Raw genomic sequence first — 24,028 nt, 5'->3', positions numbered from 1 at the left:
TCAGCCGTGGATGAGATGTGATGTCGGGGTCGCTGATGTAGAGGGAGACAAACTAGTCCATTGTGTCATCGACGAGGGGGAGGCCTTCGGTGAAGATGCCACGGGGTCAAAAGGTAGTGCTCCAGCCTCTCGGACCCACTCACAGACGGTCACCACATCGTTGAACGCGGCCGGGAATTTGTGCTCTGGTGCCCGACGGTAATCCACCGCGATGACAGGGTAACCGGTCCGGACCGCCAGTTGCCGGCGCAAGCCGTCGTGGGTGTCGAGGCTACCCATGACCCAGCCCCCGCCGTGTGCGAAGAGCGCTACCGGACTCGCTGCCGAGGCATCGGTGCGGGGTTCGTAGTATCGGGCCGTGATGCCGTTGACCTGGAATTCGTCGACCGATGCAACGGGAACTTGGTCAAAACCGACGGCCGCACAGTTTTTTTCGTAGGTCTCACGAAGTTCAGGAATAGCGAGCAAGTGAAAGGGTTGAGCTCGGCCTTCCCGGAACGGGCCCAGCACCTTGCGAGCCTCGGATGAAACCTAGCGTGCTTTGTAGCGGTCGTGGTGAGCCATAGCTATACCACCGTGTAGTCCTGGAAGTGCGGAGTCTTGAGGGCAACCCGGTAGTCTTCGACGGTGCTACTCCAATTGTTCGTGACGCGCCCTTCGGAGTTCTTGAACCAGGAGGAACAATCAGCGGAATAGGACGAAGCCTCGAGCTCTTTCTGGATCTTTTCGTTCACGCGAGCTAGCGCATCGGCATCAACCTCGACAGCATGCATCGAACCGGAGGAGATCCGTTTAATGAAATCAGCGATGTAGTCGTGCTGAATTTCCAGCATCGACACCACCGAGTTGTGGTTCAGATTTGTGTTCGGTCCGTAGACGAGGAAGAGGTTCGGGTAGCCATCAACTGTGATGCCATAATAAGCTTCCGGGCTGATGCCCCACCGCTGAGCGAGATCGACGCCATCAGTTCCGATGATGTCAATATCATCGATGAACTTCTGACGCTGGAAACCGGTGGCAAAGATGATGACATCGAGCTCGTGCAGCTCTCCGTCCGCAGTGATGATTCCTTGCGGGGTCACCTCTCGAATCTCTTCGGTCACCAGGTCCACGTTATATCGACGTAGCGTCGGGTAGAACGCGTCGCTACGGAGCGTGCGCTTACACCCGTAGGGGAAATCCGGAGTCAACTTCTCGAGTAGCTCAGGGTCGGTGATTTCGCGTTCGAGGAATCCCAGCGCCTGCCGTTTGCCTTCTTCGGAAGCAGCGGTTCCCTCCAGGGTCCGGTAGAAACCGGTTTCGCGATCGTTATAGATAAACTCCCGGACGTCGCGAAAGACCTCCGGATCCGTGTGCATTGCTTCACGTGTTTGGGTGTCAAAGAGCTGTTCTTCTCGCGGAAGAATGTAATTGGCCGAGCGCTGGAAGACATCAAGGTGGGCAACCTCGGGTGCAATCTCTGGCACGTACTGGATAGCCGTGGCCGCGGCACCAATTGAAGCGACCCGTTTTCCCGCGAGATCGATGTCGTGGCGCCAACGCGAGGCATGAAACTGCTCGCCCTCGAAGGTATCGAGGCCAGGAAAGTTTGGCGTATACGGGGACCCCAGTTGGCCACATGCCGAGATCACTGCTCGAGTCTGTAGAGACTCGCCGTTTCTCAGCGAGACGGTCCAGGTGCGCGTTGCGGAATCCCAGCGCGCCTGAGTGACGTCAGCGTGAGTACGCAGGTGTGGCAGGATGCCAAACTTCGTCGTGAAATTCTTGAGATAGGCGTGTAGCTCGTGCCCGGGAGCATACATCGAAGACGCTTCGAGGTGGAGGTCGTAGCTGAAGCAGTAAATAACAGATTGGGTATCGCAGGCGACTCCCGGGTAGGTGTTATCCCTCCATACGCCCCCGACGTCATCGGCCCGTTCCAGAATGACGAAATTGTCGATCCCGTGATGCTTCAACGTCGCTGCCTGTCCGAGTCCCCCGAAACCGGCTCCAATAATGACTGCGTCATACATGTGATGTCCCTCTTCTTCTCGTCTCGTTAGCTGTGCAGTGATGCGTGCGTTGGCGTTGACTCATCGTTGCTCCCCACGCTAGGGAGAGTCCAGCATGGGGAAGAGCCGTCGAAGCCCAGAGATTCCCTGGCATCGTCTGGCAGTACCGTGCTGGGGAGGAATAACGTTGCTGGTCGGCCCGCCGACAGCGGGTGGCCGATCAGAAAGACTAGGAACAAGACAGCGGGCACACGCAGAGACGCTGACCGGCTCGATCCAGATGAGCTGGTCAGCAGGGCGCGGGGTTTTTCCGGTTATGCGGGGCCGAAGGGACAGGCAAGGGGAATGTGTCGTGGGGTGATGGGGGCCACTGACAGCTAGAACAGCACCACAGCTCGTCCTGCTCATTGCTGCCTCGTTGTCTATGATCGTCCCCTGTCACACAGTGCGTTTGGCCTTGATCGGCGCACCACGAGCTTATCCAGATCAGGTCAAACTTGCAATTTTATGGACAACCGATAGTCAGCCAATGGTGAGATGTGCACAGTCCGCTGACTTCGCCATGGTCGCTGACGCTGTGTGAGCGTGTCGGGGGCACGGCAAGGCGGACAGCGAGTGAACCGGGACGCGACTAGACGCCTTCGCTGGCGGCCTGTTCGGAGGGGTCGGTCCATCTGCCCTTCTTGACCCCACGGTTGTAGATCATGCCCGCGGTGATGGAGACGATGAATAGGATCGCCATTGGGACCAAAATCCAATAGGGGTTGCCGGTCGCGAAGATGACCGGGATGGACAGTGCGGTGACCAGACCGCCACCGAAGAAGGGCTCGAAGAAGAGCTGCTTATAGCCGAAGGCCTCCATGGCCGGAGACTTGTCCTCGGGGTCGGCCACCCGCAACAGCACCAGACCGGTGGCGGTGACACCCATAGACTGACCGAAGTCCGCGATACCGCGTTCGAGCCAAAAGGAGGGGATAATCCGCGGGGTGAAGAACAGCAACATGAACGTGCCGAACAATACGCCGGCCAGAGAAAGAATTAAGAAGGTCTGCCAGTAATCCGCGATGACCTCGAGCGAGATGGTGGCCAGAGCGGCCACGATCAAAATGTCCAGGGCGAGACCCTGAATGCGTTTCATGGTTTCTTGATCCACCAGGTAACTCTTACCGGTGCGATCGAGCACGAACTGGATGATGACGCCACCGATCATCGCCAGAGGGAACAGGGGGACATAGCCCAGCAGAGTGAGACCTTCGCCGTCAGCTCCGGGCCAGACAGAGTCGGGCTGGCCCCATAGCTGGTCTTCGACCCACACGAGGCCTTCCAGCAATACCCAGCCGATAATGATGGCCAAACCCACGATCGCTACGTGGAGGGTGAGCGGCTCGATGGAACTGGGGCGAGAGGTCATCACGCCGGTACGGACGTGATCGGTATCGCTGTAGAGACCGCGCAGCTCGGAGGCAGACTGCTCAGAGACCTGCTTAATCACCCGGGTTCGACCGGTGCGCACACCCCAGTTGACCACGGCAATACCGATGATGATGCCTGTCACCAGACCCACGGTCGCCATGGCTAAGGCGAGGTCGGTTGCTTCGGGGATGCCCATATCTTCGAAGGCCGGTTGCATACCGGCCGCCGTGCCGTGACCACCTTCAAAGGAGACCTCGATGAGGGCACCGAAAATGGGGTCGACACCGAATAATGGGGCCAACACGAGTACCCCCAGCAGGATGCCGACGACGTATTGTCCAGAACCGTAGGCCAGACCAATTGACAGTTGAGGTCCGACTAATTTGGCGGCACGTTTGGGGGAGGGGATGGTCTCGCCTAGGAAAAGGGTTGCGAAAACAACGGAGATCAGCAGTCCGGGTAGTTCGCCCCACACCTCAAAGGCTCCGTCGGTAAACAGGCCACCATTTTCCAACCAAGACCAGTTCAGGGCCTCGCCCAGGCGTCCCAGGACTTCGGGACCGATCAACAGACCGAGGAAGCCGGCGATAATGGCGCTGGGGAGGAAAAGTCGCTGAAAGAGCCCGACCTTCACGCGAAGGTATTTACCCAAGAGCAACAAGGCTGCCAGGAGCACGATGGCAAAGCCCACGGATTCTGCAGTCATGAGGCGATCGTAACATTCAGACCGCGATAAAGTCACTGGTCAGCTCGGGCTCAGCGCCTGAGATTCTGGGCCGGCAGAGGCCGGTGTCTGGGGTTAGTTGTGATGAGCGTCTGGGGCGGCCTGGCGCGCTAAGACAGCTTCGGCGTGAGCGCGAAGGCCTTCCGATTCTGCCAGGGCCACAATCCCGGGGGTGACTGCAGACAGCCCGGATGCTGAGTACCGGATGCGTTGCTGTAAGCGCATGAAGCTCAGTGTGTTCAGCCCTGAGGAGTGTCGGGCCGTGCCGGAGGTGGGCAGCACGTGATTCGATCCGGCCGAATAGTCTCCCAACGGGACCGGGGAGTACCCGCCGATAAACACTGCTCCGGCAGAGGTAATCTGCTCGGCGACCCCTTCAGGGTCGGCAGTATGAATCTCCAGGTGCTCGGTGGCATAAGCATTGGCCACGGTGATGGCAGCCGGCAGGTCCTCAACGACTAAGATTCCCGACTGCGGGCCGGTTAACGCCTCCCGGATTTGGTCTTCCAACGGCAAACCGGGGACCTGCTGATTGATCTGAGCATTGACCTCCTGGGCCAGCGACTCAGCATGGGTGATCAGCACTGAGGCAGCCATCGGGTCATGTTCGGACTGGCTGATCAGATCGGCGGCAACCCAGGCGGGGTTGGCCGTCTCATCGGCAATGACGGCAATCTCGGAGGGACCGGCCTCGGCGTCAATGCCCACGGTTCCCATCACGGCGCGCTTGGCAGCGGCGACGTACACGTTTCCGGGTCCCGTGATCAGATCCACCGGCGGGCACACCCACCCAGACTCGGCCGGACCGGTTTCTGCGGTATTGTCCTCCGCACGCTCAGCCTCTCGGACGCCGTAGGCAAACATGGCAATGGCTTGAGCACCACCGGCAGCGTAGACCTCATCGACGCCCAACAGGGCACAGGCGGCCAAGGTCACCGGATGTGGCTGGCCGTTGAACTCTCGTTGCGGGGGCGTGGCCACCGCCAGAGACTCGACTCCGGCCGCTTGGGCCGGGACCACGTTCATCACCACCGAGGAGGGATAAACAGCCCGCCCGCCGGGCACGTACAGACCCACGCGCTGGATGGGGACCCAGTGGTTCTCCACGTGAGCGCCATCGGCCAGTTGCACCACGGTGTCTTCGACACGCTGGGACTGGTGGACCATACGAGCCCGCCGAATGGATTCTTCCAGTGCTACCCGCACCGAGGGGTCCAAGTCGATCAGCGCCTGGGCAAGCACGCTGGCGGGAACTCGTAGCTGGTCGGGGCGCACCCCGTCGAAACGCTCGCCAGCCGCTAAGACCGCAACGACCCCACGTTGGCGCACATCGGCCAGAATCGGGGTAATTTTCTCCACGGCGGCGGTGACATCGACCTCTGCCCGGGGCAAATCACGATCCGGAGCAAAGGGACGGCCTCGCAGGTCAGTGATGTTGAGCATACTGGCTAGTCTACGTCGTTCTCGAGTGACGAAACCCCTTGGTCTTTTCAGCCTGAGTTCAGACCCGCATGGCACAGTGGAGATTATGCTTTCTGGACTCACCCTCTTAGCATCCTCGACCCCTGAATCAGCAGAGCCGAGCCCCTCCACCTCCGATGGCTTTGCCGAGGTAGAAGACGCGCTACCCCAAAATGTTCAAGATTCGGCCTCCTCCAACGTGGAATCGCTGGGGCCTGTCCTGGGCGTGGTGCTTAACCTGGCTGTCGGCGCCCTGGTGGGCCTGGTCGTCGCCGGCATCATTGTGGTGGTTACCTCCATGGCCTTCCGTCGGCGCAAGACCTTCCACGCTCAGTTGCGTCGCCTGTATACCCCGATGGTTCTCGCCCTGGTCTTTTTGGGTGCCCGCATTGCGTTGGGACTCTCTGGCCGAGATTTGGCCTGGTATTCGGGTTTGGCCTTCATCCTTTTGGTGTGTGTGGTAGCCAGCTTCGCCTGGTTGGGGTTGCGCGTGGTGAACTTCATTGAGTCGCGCATCGCCGATAAATATCACGTGGCCGGAACTGGTTCTTTGCGTGAACGTCGTATCCAAACCCAGATGCAACTCATCCGTCGCATCTTGGTTGCGGTCATCGTGGTAATTGCGGTGTCGGCCATTCTGCTGGCGATTCCCCAGGTGCGGGCGTTGGGCGCAGGTCTTCTTGCCTCGGCCGGCTTGATTTCGGTGGTTGCTGGCCTGGCAGTCCAGTCCACCTTGACCAACGTGTTCGCCGGCATCCAGCTGGCCTTCACCGATGCGATCCGTGTCGGTGACGTGGTGGCGATGGACGACTACGAAGGCACTGTGGAAGATATCACCCTGTCCTATGTGGTGCTCAAGATTTGGGACGGTCGGCGGATTCTGTTCCCTTCCAGCCACTTCACCACCACCCCGTATGAAAACTTCACCCGTGTGGGCACCGCACTGTCGGGTGTGGTGGAATTCGACGTGGACTGGCAGGTGCCTATGGACAACCTGCGTGAACGGTTGCGCGCCCTGCTTGCCTCCACCGACCTGTGGGACGGCCGTGACGCCTCGATGCAGGTTACCGACGCGGCATCGGGCATGTTGCATATTCGGGCCGTGGTTTCAGCCCGCAACTACGGTGAACTGTGGGATCTGCGGTGCCTGGTGCGCGAAGACCTCGCCACCTTCATTCGCACCAAGCACCCCGAGGTGATCTACCGGATGCGCATCATGGAACCCAGCGGTCCGCTGAATCAGACGGAATCGTCCTCCCACGTGGCACCGGGTAAGAACGATCGTGCAGACTCGTCTCAGACCAAGCCCAACACGGAGTCCGAGACGACTCAGCAGGCAACACAAGACCAGCACCAACAACAGTCCCGCTGGGAGAACTGGTACGACACCAATGAACCTCCCGCGGTGATCTCGCAGTTACCGGTGATCCGTCCGGGTGAGACCCTGGACGAGGCCGTCCGCGGGGCAGATCAGTCGGCACAGTCCGCATCCTCGGGCACATCGAAGCCACAGAACTCCGATAGCGATGATGCTGAGTCCACCCCAGAGACTCAGGATTCCGGTTCGGTGCCGTTGACCCGGTCCTCGGATGCCTCCTCGGTCTTTACCTCCTCGATTGCTGGGCTGGAACGTGGTCGGGATATGGCCGGACCTGGTGAAGACGCCTACGCAGAGCGGGCGCGAAGGACTGCGGAATCCACCGGGGCGATCCCGGAGATCGATCCGAACACCGGCGAGCCGGTCGATATCGATAACCTCACCACCGAAGAGCTCGAAGAACTCAAACAGTACCAGGCCCGCAAACGCGCCGAAGAAGCCGAAGAATCTGATGGAGGGGCCGATGACGGTTCCCAGAGTTAAGGCCCAGCCGCGACGGGAATCTCCGCTGGGTGGGGCCAAACCCACTCGCCAGGATTTGAACGCGGTGGATACCACCGATCCAGAGATCACCGATGATGTGTTGCCGGTCGATCCCGAAGAACGGTTGCGGCTGTTGATCTGTGGCATCAACCCGGGGTTGTGGACCGCGGCGGTCAACGCTCCGTTCGCCCGCCCGGGAAACCGGTTCTGGCCCTCTCTGTACCGTGCCGGGATGCTCCAGGAACCGGTCGATGTCAGTGCCGGAATGAGTGCAGAGCTGGCCGATGAGCTGGTCTCGTCGGGAATCGGGATGACGAATCTGGTGCAACGTGCCACTGTCCGGGCTGACCAGCTGAGCACCGCAGAACTCCGGGAGGGTGGCCAACGGTTGATCCGGCGAGTGGGGCAGTTGCGCCCCGCGGCTGTGGCGATTGCCGGGATTACCGCATTTCGTACCGCATATCACGCACCTCAGGCCCAGCTGGGGCGGTTGAGTGCGACAGACCGGGACACCTATGAGTTGCTAGCGCAGTGGCCTGATGAGGTGCAATTATGGGTGGTGCCACAACCGTCGGGGCTCAATGCCCACGAGAACATTGACACCTTGGCCGATAAGTGGCGGACGGTGCTTGCCGGGCTGGAGACTGACCGGCCACAGCACGCGGACTAAGCCAGGCTGGAAACCCCGGCGCGGAACCCGGCCTCGGCCTGGTCGTTATAGGCCACCAACACCACCTGTTTCACCGTGGGTGCCCCATCCTCGCGGGCAGCGAGCTCGTCCAAAGTCTCAGCGCAACTTCGGGCGGCGATCCGGGTGGCATCATCCATCGGCCAACCGTAGACACCGGCTGAGATCGCCGGGAAAGCCACCGAGGTGGCGCCGAGCTCATCGGCAAGCACTAAAGACTTCCGATAACAGGATCTCAGGGTTTCGGTGCGGTCCTGTTTGACGGAGTACACCGGCCCGACCGTGTGGATCACCCAGCGAGCGGGCATATGCCCGGCCGTGGTGGCCACGGCCTCGCCAGCGGGAAGTCCCTTGGGCAGCTTGTCCGACCGTAGGGCATGACAGGCCTCCAGAATGGCGGGACCGCCGGCGCGGTGGATCGCTCCGTCGACGCCACCACCACCGAGCAGGGAGGAATTGGCGGCATTGACCACCGCGTCGACCTCGAGGATGGTGATATCACCGGTGATGACCTCGATGGGGTACCCGTGTGCAGAACTCGGCGATGGGGGTGTGAGCATCTAGGATTCCACCTGTTTCGGGTCGGCATCCCCGGTGATCTCCGGGGTGGCATCCGGTGAGGTGAGGTCCTGGTCCTGGGTGGCCTTGACCGCCAGCACCGGTTCGTGCATTTCTTGCAGAATCTGATCGCCCACCGAGCCCATCATCAACCGGCCGAATCCGGACCGGTGGCGGATGCCGATGACGATCATCGAGGGGCGAATCTCGGCCGCGACGGTCTTGAACTCGTCCATGGTGGTGTTTCCCCGCGCATACTCGCGGAACTCGGTGGTGGCTGAGGACGCTGCCAAGATGGAGTTCAGCTCCCGCCGGGTCTCTTCGGTCATCGACGACGAAGTGCGGTGCTCGCCCCCAGGGCCAGCATTGAGGACCACGACGTTTTCTCCGCAACGTTCGGCGATCTGCAGGGCAGTGCGCAAGGCGGCCCGCGACTCAGCGGAGGGCTTATACCCGACAAGAATGGTCATGGTCGTTGTCGTCCTTTCGCCGGCGAAATCCCACCGGTAACAACCGGCGGAGGGAACACTTCTGAGCTTATCGTCTCTGGGCTAATCTTGCTCGGAGCTACCGGTTAGCGGCCGTTTGCGAGCAATGGAGGCCACCAGTCGGTTGGGTAACACCTTGGCGGAGCGGGCCAGCAACTTCGCAGCACGGCCGGGAATGCACAACGGGTCGCCTTTATGCACCGCGGCCAACCCCTCCAGGGCCACTTGATCCACTTCGGTGAAACTCCACTTGGGCCGATGGGAGACGTCGACGCCGGAATTGACATGGAAGTCGGTGTCCAACAGGCCCGGACACAGTGCGGTGACATTAACACCGTCAGCGTGGTACCGAGCATGCGCCCACCGAGAGAAAGCCACCAGACCGGCCTTGGTGGCCCCATAGGAGCCGTCCGGGAACAATCCGGCGATCGAGCAGACATTCACGATCCGACCTCCGCGACGCAGAAATGCTGGTAGCGCGCCGTGGAGCAGATGCATCGGGGCCGTGAAGTTGACCTCAATCATCCGGGCCTCAGTCTCCCAGTCGCTATCAGCAAAGTCCGCGGCCAGCCCCACACCGGCATTATTAACCAGCATTTGGACCGGGTAACGCGGATCCACCAACCGGTCGATCACCCGTTGGCGCTCGGCAAACTCCGCCAGATCGGCCACTAACGTTTCGGTCACCACCCGGTAGCGGGACTCGACGTCCTCAGCCACCGCCGCCAGCCCGTCAAGGTGGCGAGAGGTCAACACCAACCGATACCCCTGAGAGGCCAAATGCCGGGCAAAAGCGGCCCCCAGCTGGGAGGAGGCGCCGGTGATCAGTGCCACGGGTGCGTGGTCGGAAGCCTGCTCGTAGGAGGAGGTCGATGAGCGGTCATCCGTGTTTTTCACGGGAAACTCCTTCGAATCAGCACGGGGCGTGGGATCAGCGGTGATCGATCAGATACTGCAGTGTGGCAGCTACGGTTTGCACGGCCGGACCGCGCACCTCAGGCGGAACATCGGGGTAGACCTCGGTGGCTAAAGACTGCACTACGGGGTCAGCGACCTCGATATCACGACCCCGGAAGGCAGCAAGATCCACCATTTGCCGTAGTTGTTCGACGCGTTGCAAGCGGTGCGCGGAGAGCTGCCGGGCAACCTGCGCCAGATCCGATAACGGATCCCCGTGGGCCGGCAGACCACGAACGGTGGTGGCTGGATGATCAGTCAGGCCCTCGGCAGTGGCGATCAGGCGGTCCATCGTGGCCAGATAGTCCACCAGGCGGCCATCGGGATGATCCAGCATGGTGGTCCCGGCGCCCAGCACGGTATCCCCAGTGATCACCGCAGGGTCTTCCGGTAAAACCAGACAGATCGAATCAGAGGTATGGCCGGGGGAGTGCAATACCTGCACGGTGGTACCGGCCGCGGTGATGTGCTCTCCGTCGGCCACCGGTTGGGTATGGCGACACCAGCTGGAGGAGAATGCGGTGACCGGGGTCTGAAGCTGCTGGTGAAAGTATTCGACCGCGCCGGTGTGATCCGGGTGGTGATGGGTGATCACGATCAGTTCCACGCTCCGGCCGTGCAGGGCCTGACGTACCCGCGCCAGGTGCTCGCGTTGTGAGGCGGCCTCGCCGGGATCTACCAGCACCACCGTCTGCGCCTCTGGGGCGGCGATCAGGTAGGTATTGGTGCCGGTCAGGGTCATCCCCGAGGCATTATCAGAACGGACCACTTCGGTATGAGCTGTTGTGCGTTGTACCACTGCCATAGTATTGAGTGTATGGAATTACAGGGCGCAACCGGCTACGTGACAAGCGGTCAAGAATATAACCGCGACACAAATTACATCAATGACCGGATCGTCGCCGACCCGGAAGCGATCACGGCCGCTGAACGGGTGGCCTATGACCAGGTAGGCCAGCTCACCGACCTCTCGGCCGGTTTAACCGACGAGGCGCAAGCTTGGCCCGTGGAGTCTGGACGCTACCGGCTGGTGGCCGCCCGCGCCTGCCCCTGGGCGAACCGGACGATGATCGTGCGACGACTGTTGGGACTGGAAGACGCGATCTCCTTGGGTACCCCTGGCCCAACCCATGACGAACGCTCCTGGGTCTTTGACCTCGATGAGACAGAACACGACCCGGTGCTTGGCACCCACCGGTTGCAGGAAAACTACCTCGCCCGGTTTCCCGACTACCCGCGCGGTATTACCGTCCCAGCCATCGTCGACATTCCGACCGGCGCGGTGGTCACCAATGACTATCCGCAGATCACTCTGGACTTCTCCACCCAGTGGCGTGCTTTTCACCGGCCTGGAGCCCCTGACCTGTTACCGGAGGACCAGCTGGAGGAGATGCACGAGGTGGTCACCCGGATCTTCACCGAGGTGAATAACGGGGTCTACCGGGCCGGATTCGCGGGGTCGCAGCAGGCTTATGACCGGGCTTACACGCGATTATTCGATGCCATGGACTGGTTAGAAGACCGGCTGTCCACCCGCCGGTACCTCATGGGCGAGCACATCACCGAAGCCGACGTGCGCCTGTTCACCACCTTGGTGCGCTTTGACCCGGTATATCACGGCCACTTCAAGTGCAACCGCCAGAAACTTACCGAATTCCCGGCCCTGTGGGGTTACGCCCGGGACCTGTTCCAAACCCCCGGTTTCGGTGACACCGTGGACTTCGTCCAGATCAAACAGCACTACTACATTGTCCACGCCGATATTAATCCCACCCAGATCGTGCCAGCCGGACCCAATGTCTCCGGCTGGTTGAGCGCTCACCGTCGTGAGGAACTGGGTGGCACACCTTTCGGCGATGGCACCGCACCCGAACCGGTGCGCCCTGCTGAGCAGGTCACTGCCGGCCACAACCCGCTCTACCCGGCTACCTCGGCAAACCGGTCAGCCAGCTGATCTGCTACGAAACCTGCGCACACCAGCAGTGCCAGCAGAATCCGGGCCTGGTAGGGGCTGAGCGAACCGGCCAGCATCGCCCCGGCCGCGACCAGGTCCACACCCCCACCGTTACCGTAGATCGCCACCACCGGACCGAATGTGGTGCGGGTAGCCAACACGACCGGGATGTGGTGCTGACAGGCGAGGTCGACGACCGTCACAAATCCGTCGGCGGCATTACCGGCTCCGGTGCCCATCAATACCAGCCCGTCCAGGGCTATGCCGCATGAGGCGGAGCCCTCGACCAGGTGGCGGGCCAACTGGGCCGAGCTGCCCAGGCCGGCTTCGAGAATCGGGATCTGCACCGAGCCAATCTCGGCGGTTGGCATCGGCAACCCCGGCCCGGCGGCCACCGTGGCCTGGCGAACCAGTTTTCCGTGTGTCACCGTCGCGATCTCGGTGCCCCCGGTGAAAGGCTCTGGAGCCAAGGTGTGGTGTTTGCGGGTGGCGCGAGCCGAATGAATCCGTCCGGCAAAGCTAATGGAGACCCCGGTGTCAGCCATGTGCGGGTGCCCGGCCGCCAAGATGGCCTCGCGCAAATTTCCCGGACCATCCCCCGCTGGGTCATCGGCAGGCTTCTGGGCCCCGGTGATGACCACCGGAACGGTACCGGTGTAGACACAGTGTAAGAAGAAGGCGGTGTCTTCGATGGTGTCGGTACCGTGGGTGATCACCACGCCAACCACTTCCGGGTCGGCGATTGCCTGCTCAACCGCCAACGCGATCTGGCGAAGATCAGCGAAGGTCAGTCGGAAACTATTGACCGAGAAGAGCTGTTCACCGCTGATCTGATGCTCCGGCCAATCTTCGTGGGTTTCACGATCACCGGATGTGATGACTCCCAGGAGCTCCTCGACGCTATCGGAGGCCACTGAGCCGATGCTGTGATGCTCGGTCCGGGAGGCGATGGTCCCACCGGTGGCGATGACATGAACTCTTGACACAACGGGTCCTTTCGTCTGCGCAGCTGGCTGAAGGTCGGGGACTCAGTGTTCGAAAATTTCGTCCTCAAGATACACCCAACACCCGGGGGTATCGTCAAGAGTTTGGCGGATAAATTGTGAGCGCTCATGCTGGATGATGCGACCTGCGTGAGTATCGCGGGAAAAAGCGATGAATTCCACGATTCCGGTCTCATCCTGAGACCCACCAGCAACCACGTCACGAATCCGCAATGCGGTATACCGCTGGCGAGGGTCCAAAACCACCTGCTCGGGGCGAGACTGACTGGCCCAGGTGCGCATCACATAGTCGCGGTCTGCCACGGCGAAAGCCGTGTAGCGAGACCGCATCAAGGCTTCAGCCGGCGGCGCATACCGCTCGCCACGTAACAACGGTATCCAGCACTGCTCGGCCACCAGCAAGCTGCCACATAGGCAGGCGGGCAGAGCGGGTTGTGGAGGCGTAGGCTCGTCGGTCACGATGAATCCAATCGGCGTAGGATAATCGGGTTATCACACTATTATCGGCGACGATCTGTCACGAACACCCCCTGAGACGAAGGAGCGTATTTCGGTGTCCGCCTCTGCCACTGGCACTACCGCACCGCGACAATCCCCCTGGTTAGCCTTTACCGTCTGCGCGGTCACCGCGATTTTGACGATCCTCGATCTGGTCAAGGTCAACGTGGTGTTGACACCTATTCGAGAAACCCTGGGCGCAACCACGACCGATAACCAGCTGATCGTCGCCGGATATGTATTGGCCTTCGGAGTGGCCCTCGTTCCTGCCGGACGGCTAGGAGACACCTGGAACCGCAAATCAATGTTCCTGATCGGGCTGGTGACGTTCACCATCGCCTCGCTGGTAGCCATGCTGTCGATCTCATCGACCATGCTGGTTACCGCTCGCATTGTCCAGGGCATTGCAGCTGGCACCTTAATGCCCCAGGTCCTGGGCATCATTCAAAACTTATTCCAAGGCCAAGAACGTGGTAAAGCACTCGGATTCTTTGGGGCCAGCATTGGTTTGGGAACCTCTTTTGGCCCAGCGGTTGGTGGTCTATTTATTGGAGCGCTCGGGCCTGAACTCGGGTGGCGCTGGACATTCGGAATGAATGTTCCCCTGGTGATCATTGTGCTCCCACTGGCTATCTGGCTACTTCCCAAGGATCAGCCGCGCGATGTGCGCGACCGACAACTTGACCTGGTCGGCGTCGGGCTTCTGGCAGCCACCGTGTTATTCATGATGTTGCCCTTCGTGCTGACCAGTGGCACCGACCAAGACATCCCGGCCCGATGGTTGTTGCTAGTCCTCGGAGTTATCGCCGGTGCCGGATTCGTCATCTGGGAGTTTCGGTATAAGGCCCAGGGTAAATCACCGGTGCTCGATTTCGCGCTGTTCCGCTACAGCTCATACCGCTACGGCGTGATCATTACCAGCCTCTGGTTCGCCATGATGCCACCGCTGTTTCTGGTGATGACCCTCTACAACCAACAAGGTCTGGGCCACTCGGCTCTCGTGGTCGGGCTCATCACCGTGCCGTGGGCCGTGGTATCGGCTATCGCCGCGGCCTGGGTGGGGCGATATACGTTGCGCTACGCTCCTCAGCTGGTCTTCGCCGGTCTCATCCTGTTCATCATCGCGTTGCTGTCTCTGGCGCTGGGTGCCCGCCTAGTCTCTGTTGAATACACACCACTGGCTATGGCAATAATTATGGGTGTAGCTGGTATCGCTCCCGGTATCGTCATGTCAGCTAACCAGATGAGGAGCTTGATTGACGTGCCGTTGCCCCAAGCCGGCGTTGCTGGCTCCTTTTATCAGGTCGGCCAGCGGGTCGGCAATGCCATCGGTGTGGCCGTGGCCACCGCGGTGTTTTATAGCATGACCGCTCACCTGCCGGTGAATGCCGGAAAAGACGTTGAGGAGATCAGACCAGAAACTGCCCGAGAATACCTCAACGCATTCGATGTCTCGATCCTCGTTTTAGTGGTCTTCGGCCTCGTTGCTTTGTTCGTCGCCATCGTGGACTGGCGAGGCAGTAAAAGAACTGAATAATTACTGATAAGTACCTGAGAGAATTCACGGTAGTATTGATGAAACCCTGGCGTTTCTTCCCACTTCTGTGGTGTACTATTTCTCTGACTAAACTCATTCCCCTAGCCGACTGGAGATTACCAGAACCAATGCCAAAACCAGTGTCGACTAAGGTATTCGTGAAACACAAGGTGTTCTACGTTTACAATTGTTTGTTCGCACTTTAAATACCCATCAAGGGCGAACTTTCGGGAAGGCAAGAGAGACAAGGAAGATGGCTCCACACCACTCACAAAGACGAAAAGCGCAGCTGACCCAGAAGGAAGCAGATATTTGGCGGCGCGCGGTAGCGGTTGTTATGACCGTGGGCCCGATGATCGAGACGGATCTTCAAAAAGCCGGTTCTCTGAGCTTCTTTGAGTTCCAAGTGTTGTCTGCTCTGCATGATGCAGACGGTGCGTTGACCATGTCGCAATTAGCCGAGCGGTGCAATTCCTCGTTGTCGCGCCTGTCTCACGTGGCCCGCAAGCTCGAAGAACGCGACGTGATTATCCGTACCCCAGCCACGAGCGATAAGCGTGTGACCATGGCTGAGCTGACTCCACAGGGTGAGAAGGAAGTGGAGAAGGTTCAGGGTCGTTACGCTGATTCGGTGCGTCGCCGGGTGTTGTCCGTGTTCGATGACGAAGATCTGGAAACGATTGACGACCTGTTCTCTCAGTTACTGGAAGAAATTGACCCCGATCACTGGTTGCTGGACTACGAGGATGAAGAAGACGACTGATCACCCGCTGTGATCAGCACGTCCCGCGGTTAATTTGCCCGCAAGTAGCGAAACTCCTACAATAGAAGTTTGTTACGCGTCGTGCGAGTCCGCATCATGTACGTTGAGATGCGTCATGGTGTCCTCGTGCCGGAAAACGGCGTCGTTCCCTAAACTGGATCCCTGGTAAAACAGGGACTCACCGTCTTCACCCTAGCGATTAAGGGCACTTCGGTTGGTTCTCACCCAGCCTGGTTTACCTTCGGAAAGTCGCAGTAAGAGTGCGGTGTACACACTGGTGGCGGGATCCTCTTTCGGGTTCTGCCCGTCCTTTTACTAGTACTTAAATCGAGGAGTGATCATGGCAGCACATTGCCAGGTAACCGGAGCTGGGCCAGGTACTGGGTACCACGTGTCCCACTCGCACCGTCGTACCAAGCGCCGGTTCAATCCAAATATCCAAAAAAAGACCTACTTCGTGCCTTCGCTCGGCCGGAAGGTAACCCTGAATGTCTCGACCAAAGGCATCAAGGTGATCGACGCTCGCGGTATCGATGCTGTGGTCAACGATCTGATCGCCAAAGGAGTGAAGCTCTAAGATGGCAAAAGATAAGGGCCTGCGTCCCATTATTAAACTCAAGTCAACTGCCGGCACCGGCTTCACTTACGTGACCCGGAAGAACCGTCGGAATAACCCTGACCGGATTACGTTGAAGAAGTACGATCCCGTTGTCCGTCAGCACGTAGAGTTTCGAGAGGAGCGCTGAGGTTTGGCTAAGAAATCCAAGATCGCCAAGAACGAGCAGCGTAAAGTTATTGCCGCCCGTTACGACGAGAAGCGCAAGCAGCTGAAAGCCACACTGGTTGACCCCAACGCCTCCGATGAGGCTCGTGAAGAAGCTCGCGTCGGCCTGCAGAAGCTTCCCCGTGATGCTTCGCCAGTTCGGGTTCGCAACCGCGACTCCATCGATGGCCGTCCCCGCGGTACCCTCCAGAAGTTCGGTATCTCCCGCGTTCGTTTTCGGGACATGGCACACCGAGGCGAGTTGCCCGGTATCACCAAGTCTTCCTGGTAAACATCAGTTCATGCCAGCTAGTTGCTAGTGCGAGCTGTTCCGCTCAGTCGCAGTCAGCCAGCACGATGACCCGTATGCACACCCGTGGGTGGCATACGGGTCATTGTCTTTTGTCGAGTTGTCTATCTCGATAGAGAACGATAACGGGGATGATTGTGCTGTGTAGATCTCTGCGCTAATGTGAGCCAAGACACAAAGCGTGGGTTTCCTGACCCAAGGAACTGGCGCCCTGACATTTCTGGCCGTCACCCCGGCCACCCGTCTAAGGAGACCGATGACAGAACATAAGCTTCCTACGGTGCCAGTAGCCCTGCTGCCGATCGCGGTTTTGGTGGTGATGGCCCTGCTGTCGATTTCTGTGTGGGATATCGACATGGTGATCCCGTTGATGTCAGCCGTGATCGTCACTGTCGTGATCGGTAAAGCGCTGGGATATACCTGGCGAGAGCTGGAGCAGTCGATGGTCCGCGGTGTCAGTCGAGCACTGCCGGCCGTGTTCATCTTGTTTCTCATCGGTATGATTATCGGCACGTGGATCGAAGGTGGTCTGATTCCGACCATCATCTATTACGGTCTGACGGCCATCTGGCCGGTGGTTTTCCTTCCGCTGGCATGCCTGGTACCGGCCATCGTGTCGTTGGTGTTGGGGACTTCGCTGACCACCATCGCTACCGTCGGCATCGCCTTTATCGCGATTGGGCAGGGAATGGGCTTTAACCCAGCCCTGGTGGCCGGTGCCGTGATCTCCGGGGCCTTCTTCGGCGATAAGCTCTCCCCGCTGTCTGACACCACTAACTTGGCGGCCGCGATGGGCGGGGTCAAACTCTTCGACCACATCCGCCATATGCTGTGGGATACCATACCCGCTCTGGTGATTGCGCTGGCCATCTACGCGTTCATCGGCTGGCCGATGGGCGCCGAGGGGAGCGTGGGTGATGGCGAGGTGACAGAACTTCTCACGGCTTTAGACGCCGAGTTCGTGATTCACCCCTTGCTGTTGATTGTGCCCGTGATCGCCATTGGGCTGATGCTGATTCGGGTTCCGGCGCTCCTGACCCTGCTGATGGTGGCCCTTTTGGGGGCGGCCACGGCGTTAATCGTGCAGGGTAGCTCCCTGACCGAGGTCATGCAGTCGATGAGTGCTGGTATCGCCAGCGAAACTGGTGTGGAATTTATTGATTCTCTGCTCTCTCGGGGTGGTGTCGCCCAGATGCTGAGCACCATTGCCCTGGTCGTGGTCGCTACCGCCTTGGGCGGAATCTTGGAAAAAACCGGAGCCTTCAAATCGCTGGTGGGAACAGTGGTGCGCCGAGTCAAGCGCCCCGGTTCCATGGTCGCTACCTCGATGGGTGCCGGATTCACCGTGGCGATCTCCTCCGGTGAACAATACGTTTCCGTCCTGTTACCCGCACGCGCCTTCTTGGGCCCATACCAGAAGATGGGGTTGGCCCCGGTCAATCTCACCCGGGTGGCCGAGGCTGCTGGAACGGTCGGTATCAACCTCGTGCCCTGGTCCGTTCCCGCGGTCTTTGCAGCCGACGTTTTCGGCCTCTCGCCGCTGGAATTCATTCCCTTCGTGTTCTTTGCGATGCTCGTGCCGGTGATCAACTTGATCTATGCCTACACCGGATTCAGCATCAAACGCATCGACCCGCGCGATAACCCCACTGAGGTCATCCCTAGCTCCGATATTGATGTGAGCCAGTACCAAGATCTCAGCCCTGACACCCCGGGTTCGGCTTCCCACAAGCCGGCCAAATAGCCGAAGGAGGTACAAGACCGGTTGCAGACACTTCGCACGTGGAGAAAATGTCCACATGCTGAGAGATCGCGCAAAATTCGGCGTGAAACTCGAGTAATCGCGACGAAAACTGCGTGTTGGAGCCGAAATGATGGTAGTTTCACGTCAGGGAGCCCAGTCAGGTGCTGGGCGGATTTACCTAACAACCAAACGTCCAGGAGGACACATGGCTATGAATCGTAGTGAACTCGTTGCAGCTGTTGCAGAGCGTTCCGGAAACTCTGCCAGCGCCGTCAACGGCGTGTTGGACGCCGTTTTCGAGGTTTTCGCCTCGCAGGTTTCCAAGGGTGAAAAGATCACCATCCCTGGCTGGTTCTCTGTTGAGCGCACCGACCGCGCTGCTCGCACCGGACGCAACCCCCGCACCGGCGAAGCCATCGAGATTCCGGCAGGCCACGGTGTGAAGCTGTCCGCTGGGTCCAAGCTGAAGGCTGCTGCTTCCGGAGAGTAATCCTCCTCAGCATGTTGCGACAGGGCCTGGCTCTGTCGCGGTGCCTCCGCAGGCCGTCACAAATCCGTGGTGGACTGCGGGGGCATTATCGTGTGCGGTGGCCTAGAGTTCACGATGTCAGCCCTCTGGGTCAAGGAGTGGCAGAATAGGCAGAGACCGCACCACACTTCGAGCATGTAAGGGCCCACTGTGTCAGCCACGACCACTCTGATCGGAACCGGAGAAACTCCGTTCCGCTCTCGTGGTGTGCCTGCACCCCGACACCACGGCCCGGCACGGCTGGCACGTGGCTGGCTGGTGGCAGCCGGCTCGGCCAGCGTGGCCACCGTGGCCCACGTGATGGCGCACGGACTGGCGCACGGGCCCACCGGCTACGGGATCCTCGCCGACCTGATGCAGTTGCTGATCTCACCGGTCTGGCTGTTGACCGTCGTACTCTGCGCCCCAATTGCGACCTTGCTGGCCGGTCGGCGCATCTCCGGGTGGGCGACCGCGGTGATCCTGACCTTCGGCCAGATCATTTTTCACGGCGCCTCCACCCTGATCACCGCAGCTGCGGGCACCACCGTGACTGGCGTGGTCGCCCCGGGACACCCTGACCACCACGTCACCGGTATTATCGTCAACTCCGCCGAGACCGGTGCCGTGCCGTCGGCGGGCTCCGCGATGTTGATGGCCCACCTGATGGCGGCGCTATTCACCACCGCGCTCATCGTCCACGGACAGCGGATCTGTCTGATCATGATCGACCGCACGGTGGTCGTCGTACCCCGCCGAATCTTCTCCTATACCGGGCTGGGCGTGGTGCCACAGCTACAGCCCCGGATACCTCGTAGCGCGCCGCGCTGGTGGATCCATCCCTGCGAGGCCTTATTCTCCTGGCACACTCGCGGACCACCGACTCAACCTTGTCTCTAAACCACCTCACCGGCCGAGCCGGCTCTTTGGCGTGGCCAGAATCACTAATTTTCAACGTTGTCACAACGTGTACAGACAAGGATGATGTATCGTGAACACCGCACTTGCCCTTGCACGCCATAGCGTGCGCATGACCACCATGATCACCGGCCTATTCATGGCCGTCATTCTCAGCTTCGGTATGGCACTGAGCCTGTCGGCGCCTGCCCAAGCCCACGACGTCCTCACCGAGACCACTCCGGCCGATGGTGAAGAAACCAGCACCACCCCCGATGAGGTGCGCCTGACCTTCTCTGGCCAGCCCACTGAGGGGGCCAACCTCGCTAACCTGATCACCGTCTCGGATGCAGACGGTCAGGAATGGCAGACCGGTGAGGTCTCGGTCGAAGGCTATGACATCGCCGTCGATGTCTGCCCCGGGCTACCTGCCGGCGACTACGAGATCAGCTACCGGGTGATCTACTCCGATGGGCACACCGGCGAAGACACCATGAGCTTCACCAATGCTGATCCCAACGCCCCGGAGTCCGGCGACCCCGCGAAAGACTGCGATGGGGCGGCTGAGGAACCCACCGAGGAAGCCTCCAGCGAAGTCAGCGAGGAAGGCACCCAAACGGCAGAAGCCAACACGGCCACCCAAACCGGCGAGAACACCGAGGAAGCCTCCATCTTTACCTCCTGGGTGTTCTGGGCGATCGTTGCGGCTGTGGTCTTGGTGGTTGTCATTGTCGTGGCATTGATTATGCGTGCCGGCCGTGGCAACTCGCCCGAGGCCGATACCAAGCGCTAACACCTTGCTGATCCAGCCCCCAGTGGGCAGAAAGTGACCGGTTACCGTGAAGACCATCGAGAAAACTCCGAGCACCGCCCCGGTGCGGCAGTCGAGCGTCGGTATGCCCGCTTGGGTATGGCCGGTTGCGATCGTGCTCGGGGGACTCACCGTGGTGGTAGCTGGTCTCGCCGCTGGGGTCACCGGAGTCCAACAACTCTCTGACCCCGGTGGCCTAACCCGCTGGGGGCTGCCGATCACCAAAGTCATACACTCGCTGGCCTGGGCAACCACCGTTGGTGCGCTCGTGTTCGCCTGCGCCATCCTGCCACGCTGGGCTGGCCCCAGCTACCAAATCCGCCGGGCCGTGCACCGGGGAGAGACAGTAAACCTCAACGAGCATCCGACCTATACCCGCGTGATGCTCATCGCCTCCATCTCTTCGGTGATCTGGACCTTGAGCGCGCTGAGCCAGTTGGTATTCACCTACTCCGACATGGCCGGGATGCCGCTCAACGCCTCACCAGAGTTCTCCATCGGCCTGGTGGACTTCGTGCTCTCGATCGCGGTGGGCCGGGCCTGGTTCGCCATGACCCTCATCGCAGCGGTGGTGACCTCGCTGATTTTTGGACTTCGAGGTGCCACCTCGATGGCCTTCACCGCCGTGCTGGCCCTGATCGGTATCGTCCCTATGGCGCTGATCGGGCACTCTTCCTCCGGAGATGACCACTTCGCTGCCGTGAACTCGATCGGACTACACTTGCTTGGCGTGTTGCTGTGGGTGGGAGGGCTACTTGTCCTCGGTCTGAGCGCCACCACTCTGATCGGCCAGGACCGCGCCCGCGAGACCGCCGGTTCCGGGGTCGCCGACCAGCCCCTGGTCTACGTGGTGCTGGCCCGCTTCTCCGTGCTGGCCGCCCTGTCGATCATGACCGTGGCCCTGTCCGGGGTGATCAACGCCGACATTCGGATGAACAGCATCAACGAGTTGGCACTACCCTACGGGGTGCTGATCGTGGCCAAGTTCCTCATCACGGTGCTTCTCGCCCTGGTTGGGTTCGCCCACCGTCAGGTCGTGATTCCGCAGTTGAAAACCGGTTCAGCTGAACCCGGCCCCGGGGCCAAGCGACTGTTGTGGCGACTGATCGGGGTCGAAGTGGTGCTGATGGTCGTGATAACCACCGTGGCAGTGATCCTGGCCCGGACCGAGCCTCCCAAGCCCGAAGAAGAACCCCCAGAAGCCTCCCCGGCGCGGTTGCTGACCGGTTATGAGCTTCCGCCCGAGCTGACCTTTGACCGCTGGTTCACCGAATGGCGGCTGAACTGGTTGTGGGTGGCCATCATCGTGTTCTTGGCCCTGTGGTACCTGAGGGCCTTCCTGCGGCTACGTCGTCGTGGCGATAACTGGCCGGTGTTACGGCTAGTGTCCTTCATGGCCGGACTCGTGGTGCTGATGTGGGTCACTTCCGGGGCCCCGGCAGTGTACGGGATGATTTTGTTCTCCGCCCACATGGTCGCCCACATGACCCTGACCATGATCGCCCCACTCTTCATGGTGTTGGGTGCGCCCATCACCCTAGCCATGCGCTCACTACCGGCTCGAGCTGATGGCACCCGCGGGCCCCGAGAATGGATGTTGTGGCTGTTGCAATCCTGGTGGGCGAAGCTGGTGACCCACCCGATCTTTGCTGCTATCAACTTTGCCGGTTCCATCCTGATCTTCTACTACACGCCATTCTTCGGATTCGCGTTGGACCAGCACATCGGCCACGAACTGATGAACTTCCACTTCTTGATCACCGGGTTCATTTTTGCCTCGGTGATGGTCGGGATTGATCCGTTGCCACACCGCCCCAACTACCCGCTACGACTGGTGTTGCTGTTGGCCACCATGGTCTTCCACGCCTTCATCGGGGTGGCGATGACCGGATCGGAATCCTTGTTGGAAGCCGAATGGTTTTCTGCGATTGGACGCGACTGGGGTCCTTCGGCCATCGCAGACCAACAGATCGGTGGCGCGATCATGTGGGGCATCGGTGAATTCCCCACAGTGATTATGGCTATTATTACCGTGGTCCAGTGGCGTCGGTATGATCTGGCTGTGGCTGCCCGCCGGGATCGTCGTGCCGACCGAGACGGCGATGCTGAATTGCAGGCCTGGAACCGGATGTATGCGCAGATGGCGACCGAGGATGAGTACTACGCAGACAGCTCGTCACGATACCAATAGCGGCACGTACGCCCGATAAACCATTCACCAGACCACGAGAAGGGGATCACCAGATGGCCACCACACCAATTGCTCATGCCAATGCTCCCACGCTACTGGGTGTTAGTCTGGCCGGGCTGATGGTCGTTACCGGGTGCTCTTCAGAACCAGCTGACCCCGACCCGTCGGGAACCGAAGTAGCCACCGACGCTCACAGGGGTGTGGAAGCGCTACTGGATCCACAGGCCCGCCCGGATCAGCACGGGGTCGGTGCCGGGGCCCAACGTGCGGCCTCCTTCGGCTTCGACCGTCAAATCGTGGCCACCGACGACGAAATCTCCACCGCCCGCGACGAAGCCAACGAGAGACAAGATCAAGCCGAAGCCACCCAAGTCAGTCCCAGCTCGTGTCAACAAGCCGTCGCGAAGATGGACTGGTCGCCACTGCTGGCGGACTCCGAACAGATCACCCGCCTGGATTTTGGGACCGAGACCTTCAACGGGGCCGGGACCATCGAAATCGCCGGTCTAGACGCCGAGCGGGGCGGTGGCGCGCAGGCCCAGGAGCAACTGGACGCCTACCAGGCCACCGTCGAGGAGCTCACCGGGGACTGCTCCGAGGTTGACTTGGACATCCCCTCCGGGGAGACCACCCTGACCTATACGATGCGCTCTGAAGCCGTGGAGCCAGACCAGGGCAGCGGGCTGCTGTGGTCCCGCGTTCCCCGGGGATCAGCAACCCAACAACACGGTGAAGCAGTCACTGCCCTGGTGCTGACCGCCGAACACGATGGGTACGCGGTGATGGTCTCTTTCGCCGGTGACAGCGAGGTGTCCTCCGAGGAGTTCCACACCATGGCCGATGAGATCCTGGAGGCGACCCTGTCGGGGATCGACGGTGAGGTCAACTCCTAGAAATCCTTCCAGAC

General features: G+C 60.3%; 24 protein-coding genes. 14 read left to right on the top strand and 10 right to left on the bottom strand.

All coding sequences use genetic code 11. The features are described 5' to 3' along the window. From QDX22_RS07115 to hisD, 4 genes are all read right to left on the bottom strand, one after another. Positions 1–510, bottom strand: coding sequence for an alpha/beta hydrolase (locus tag QDX22_RS07115; protein WP_279717685.1), 510 nt, complete (start codon positions 508–510; stop codon positions 1–3). 56 nt (positions 511–566) lie between these two features. Further along, positions 567–2,012: a flavin-containing monooxygenase gene (locus QDX22_RS07110; RefSeq protein ID WP_122549265.1), complete on the bottom strand. Its 1,446-nt coding sequence runs from the start codon at positions 2,010–2,012 to the stop codon at positions 567–569. Between the two features lie 610 nt (positions 2,013–2,622). Further along, positions 2,623–4,110 (bottom strand): sodium/glutamate symporter, encoded by a 1,488-nt coding sequence (locus QDX22_RS07105; protein ID WP_122549266.1) that lies wholly within the window; start codon positions 4,108–4,110, stop codon positions 2,623–2,625. Between the two features lie 93 nt (positions 4,111–4,203). Then, the gene (hisD, locus tag QDX22_RS07100) at positions 4,204–5,571 is read right to left on the bottom strand and encodes a histidinol dehydrogenase (protein WP_279717683.1); all 1,368 of its coding nucleotides are present in this window, start codon (positions 5,569–5,571) and stop codon (positions 4,204–4,206) included. 85 nt (positions 5,572–5,656) lie between these two features. On the opposite strand from hisD, the gene QDX22_RS07095 reads away from it, so the two are divergent. Continuing rightward, on the top strand, positions 5,657–7,450 hold the full coding sequence (locus QDX22_RS07095) for a mechanosensitive ion channel domain-containing protein (RefSeq protein ID WP_279717682.1): 1,794 nt from the start codon (positions 5,657–5,659) through the stop codon (positions 7,448–7,450). After that, entirely contained in the window at positions 7,431–8,120 is a 690-nt protein-coding gene (locus QDX22_RS07090) for a mismatch-specific DNA-glycosylase (RefSeq protein WP_279673480.1), read from the top strand. Before QDX22_RS07095 ends, QDX22_RS07090 begins: the two co-directional genes overlap by 20 nt. Here QDX22_RS07090 and QDX22_RS07085 read toward each other — a convergent pair. From QDX22_RS07085 to QDX22_RS07070, 4 genes are all read right to left on the bottom strand, one after another. Next, on the bottom strand, positions 8,117–8,698 hold the full coding sequence (locus tag QDX22_RS07085) for an O-acetyl-ADP-ribose deacetylase (protein ID WP_279673481.1): 582 nt from the start codon (positions 8,696–8,698) through the stop codon (positions 8,117–8,119). The genes QDX22_RS07090 and QDX22_RS07085 overlap by 4 nt on opposite strands. Then, entirely contained in the window at positions 8,699–9,166 is a 468-nt protein-coding gene (locus tag QDX22_RS07080; RefSeq protein ID WP_279673482.1) for a universal stress protein, read from the bottom strand. Between the two features lie 81 nt (positions 9,167–9,247). Continuing rightward, positions 9,248–10,081, bottom strand: coding sequence for an SDR family NAD(P)-dependent oxidoreductase (locus QDX22_RS07075; protein ID WP_279717681.1), 834 nt, complete (start codon positions 10,079–10,081; stop codon positions 9,248–9,250). Between the two features lie 34 nt (positions 10,082–10,115). Beyond that, positions 10,116–10,946 carry an MBL fold metallo-hydrolase gene (locus tag QDX22_RS07070; RefSeq protein WP_279717680.1) on the bottom strand — a complete coding sequence of 277 codons (831 nt, stop codon included), beginning with the start codon at positions 10,944–10,946 and terminating at the stop codon, positions 10,116–10,118. A gap of 12 nt (positions 10,947–10,958) precedes the next feature. On the opposite strand from QDX22_RS07070, the gene QDX22_RS07065 reads away from it, so the two are divergent. Then, positions 10,959–12,095 carry a glutathione S-transferase family protein gene (locus QDX22_RS07065; protein WP_243857479.1) on the top strand — a complete coding sequence of 379 codons (1,137 nt, stop codon included), beginning with the start codon at positions 10,959–10,961 and terminating at the stop codon, positions 12,093–12,095. Here QDX22_RS07065 and QDX22_RS07060 read toward each other — a convergent pair. Together QDX22_RS07060 and QDX22_RS07055 are read right to left on the bottom strand one after the other, a co-directional pair. Beyond that, positions 12,059–13,081 carry an asparaginase gene (locus QDX22_RS07060; RefSeq protein ID WP_279717679.1) on the bottom strand — a complete coding sequence of 341 codons (1,023 nt, stop codon included), beginning with the start codon at positions 13,079–13,081 and terminating at the stop codon, positions 12,059–12,061. The two genes, QDX22_RS07065 and QDX22_RS07060, sit on opposite strands and share 37 nt — an antisense overlap. 42 nt (positions 13,082–13,123) lie before the next feature. Beyond that, complete coding sequence (locus QDX22_RS07055) at positions 13,124–13,558, bottom strand: YchJ family protein (protein ID WP_279717678.1); 435 nt, start codon at positions 13,556–13,558, stop codon at positions 13,124–13,126. 94 nt (positions 13,559–13,652) lie between these two features. On the opposite strand from QDX22_RS07055, the gene QDX22_RS07050 reads away from it, so the two are divergent. From QDX22_RS07050 to QDX22_RS07000, 11 genes are all read left to right on the top strand, one after another. Next, complete coding sequence (locus QDX22_RS07050; RefSeq protein ID WP_279673498.1) at positions 13,653–15,134, top strand: MFS transporter; 1,482 nt, start codon at positions 13,653–13,655, stop codon at positions 15,132–15,134. Positions 15,135–15,471: 337 nt separating this feature from the next. Continuing rightward, a complete protein-coding gene (locus QDX22_RS07045) occupies positions 15,472–15,897 on the top strand; it encodes a MarR family winged helix-turn-helix transcriptional regulator (RefSeq protein WP_158524720.1) in 426 nt (141 codons plus the stop codon). A gap of 340 nt (positions 15,898–16,237) precedes the next feature. Beyond that, complete coding sequence (gene rpmB, locus QDX22_RS07040; protein WP_110098073.1) at positions 16,238–16,474, top strand: 50S ribosomal protein L28; 237 nt, start codon at positions 16,238–16,240, stop codon at positions 16,472–16,474. 1 nt (position 16,475) lies between these two features. After that, complete coding sequence (gene rpmG, locus QDX22_RS07035) at positions 16,476–16,643, top strand: 50S ribosomal protein L33 (protein ID WP_110100733.1); 168 nt, start codon at positions 16,476–16,478, stop codon at positions 16,641–16,643. A gap of 3 nt (positions 16,644–16,646) precedes the next feature. Continuing rightward, positions 16,647–16,952 carry a 30S ribosomal protein S14 gene (gene rpsN / locus QDX22_RS07030; RefSeq protein WP_110098071.1) on the top strand — a complete coding sequence of 102 codons (306 nt, stop codon included), beginning with the start codon at positions 16,647–16,649 and terminating at the stop codon, positions 16,950–16,952. A 274-nt stretch (positions 16,953–17,226) separates the two neighbouring features. Beyond that, complete coding sequence (nhaC, locus tag QDX22_RS07025) at positions 17,227–18,714, top strand: Na+/H+ antiporter NhaC (protein WP_279717677.1); 1,488 nt, start codon at positions 17,227–17,229, stop codon at positions 18,712–18,714. Positions 18,715–18,919: 205 nt separating this feature from the next. After that, positions 18,920–19,204 carry an HU family DNA-binding protein gene (locus QDX22_RS07020; protein ID WP_110098069.1) on the top strand — a complete coding sequence of 95 codons (285 nt, stop codon included), beginning with the start codon at positions 18,920–18,922 and terminating at the stop codon, positions 19,202–19,204. A gap of 189 nt (positions 19,205–19,393) precedes the next feature. After that, positions 19,394–20,122 carry a hypothetical protein gene (locus tag QDX22_RS07015; protein ID WP_279695910.1) on the top strand — a complete coding sequence of 243 codons (729 nt, stop codon included), beginning with the start codon at positions 19,394–19,396 and terminating at the stop codon, positions 20,120–20,122. Positions 20,123–20,213: 91 nt separating this feature from the next. Next, positions 20,214–20,912 (top strand): copper resistance CopC family protein, encoded by a 699-nt coding sequence (locus QDX22_RS07010; protein ID WP_110098067.1) that lies wholly within the window; start codon positions 20,214–20,216, stop codon positions 20,910–20,912. 46 nt (positions 20,913–20,958) lie between these two features. Next, on the top strand, positions 20,959–23,121 hold the full coding sequence (locus QDX22_RS07005) for a bifunctional copper resistance protein CopD/cytochrome c oxidase assembly protein (protein ID WP_233487904.1): 2,163 nt from the start codon (positions 20,959–20,961) through the stop codon (positions 23,119–23,121). 53 nt (positions 23,122–23,174) lie between these two features. Next, positions 23,175–24,014 carry a hypothetical protein gene (locus tag QDX22_RS07000; RefSeq protein WP_279717676.1) on the top strand — a complete coding sequence of 280 codons (840 nt, stop codon included), beginning with the start codon at positions 23,175–23,177 and terminating at the stop codon, positions 24,012–24,014. Positions 24,015–24,028: the final 14 nt, after the last annotated feature.

This window comes from Auritidibacter ignavus (assembly GCF_029853775.1).
GTDB lineage: Bacteria > Actinomycetota > Actinomycetes > Actinomycetales > Micrococcaceae > Auritidibacter > Auritidibacter ignavus.
This window is presented reverse-complemented; position numbering and strand designations above follow the sequence as displayed.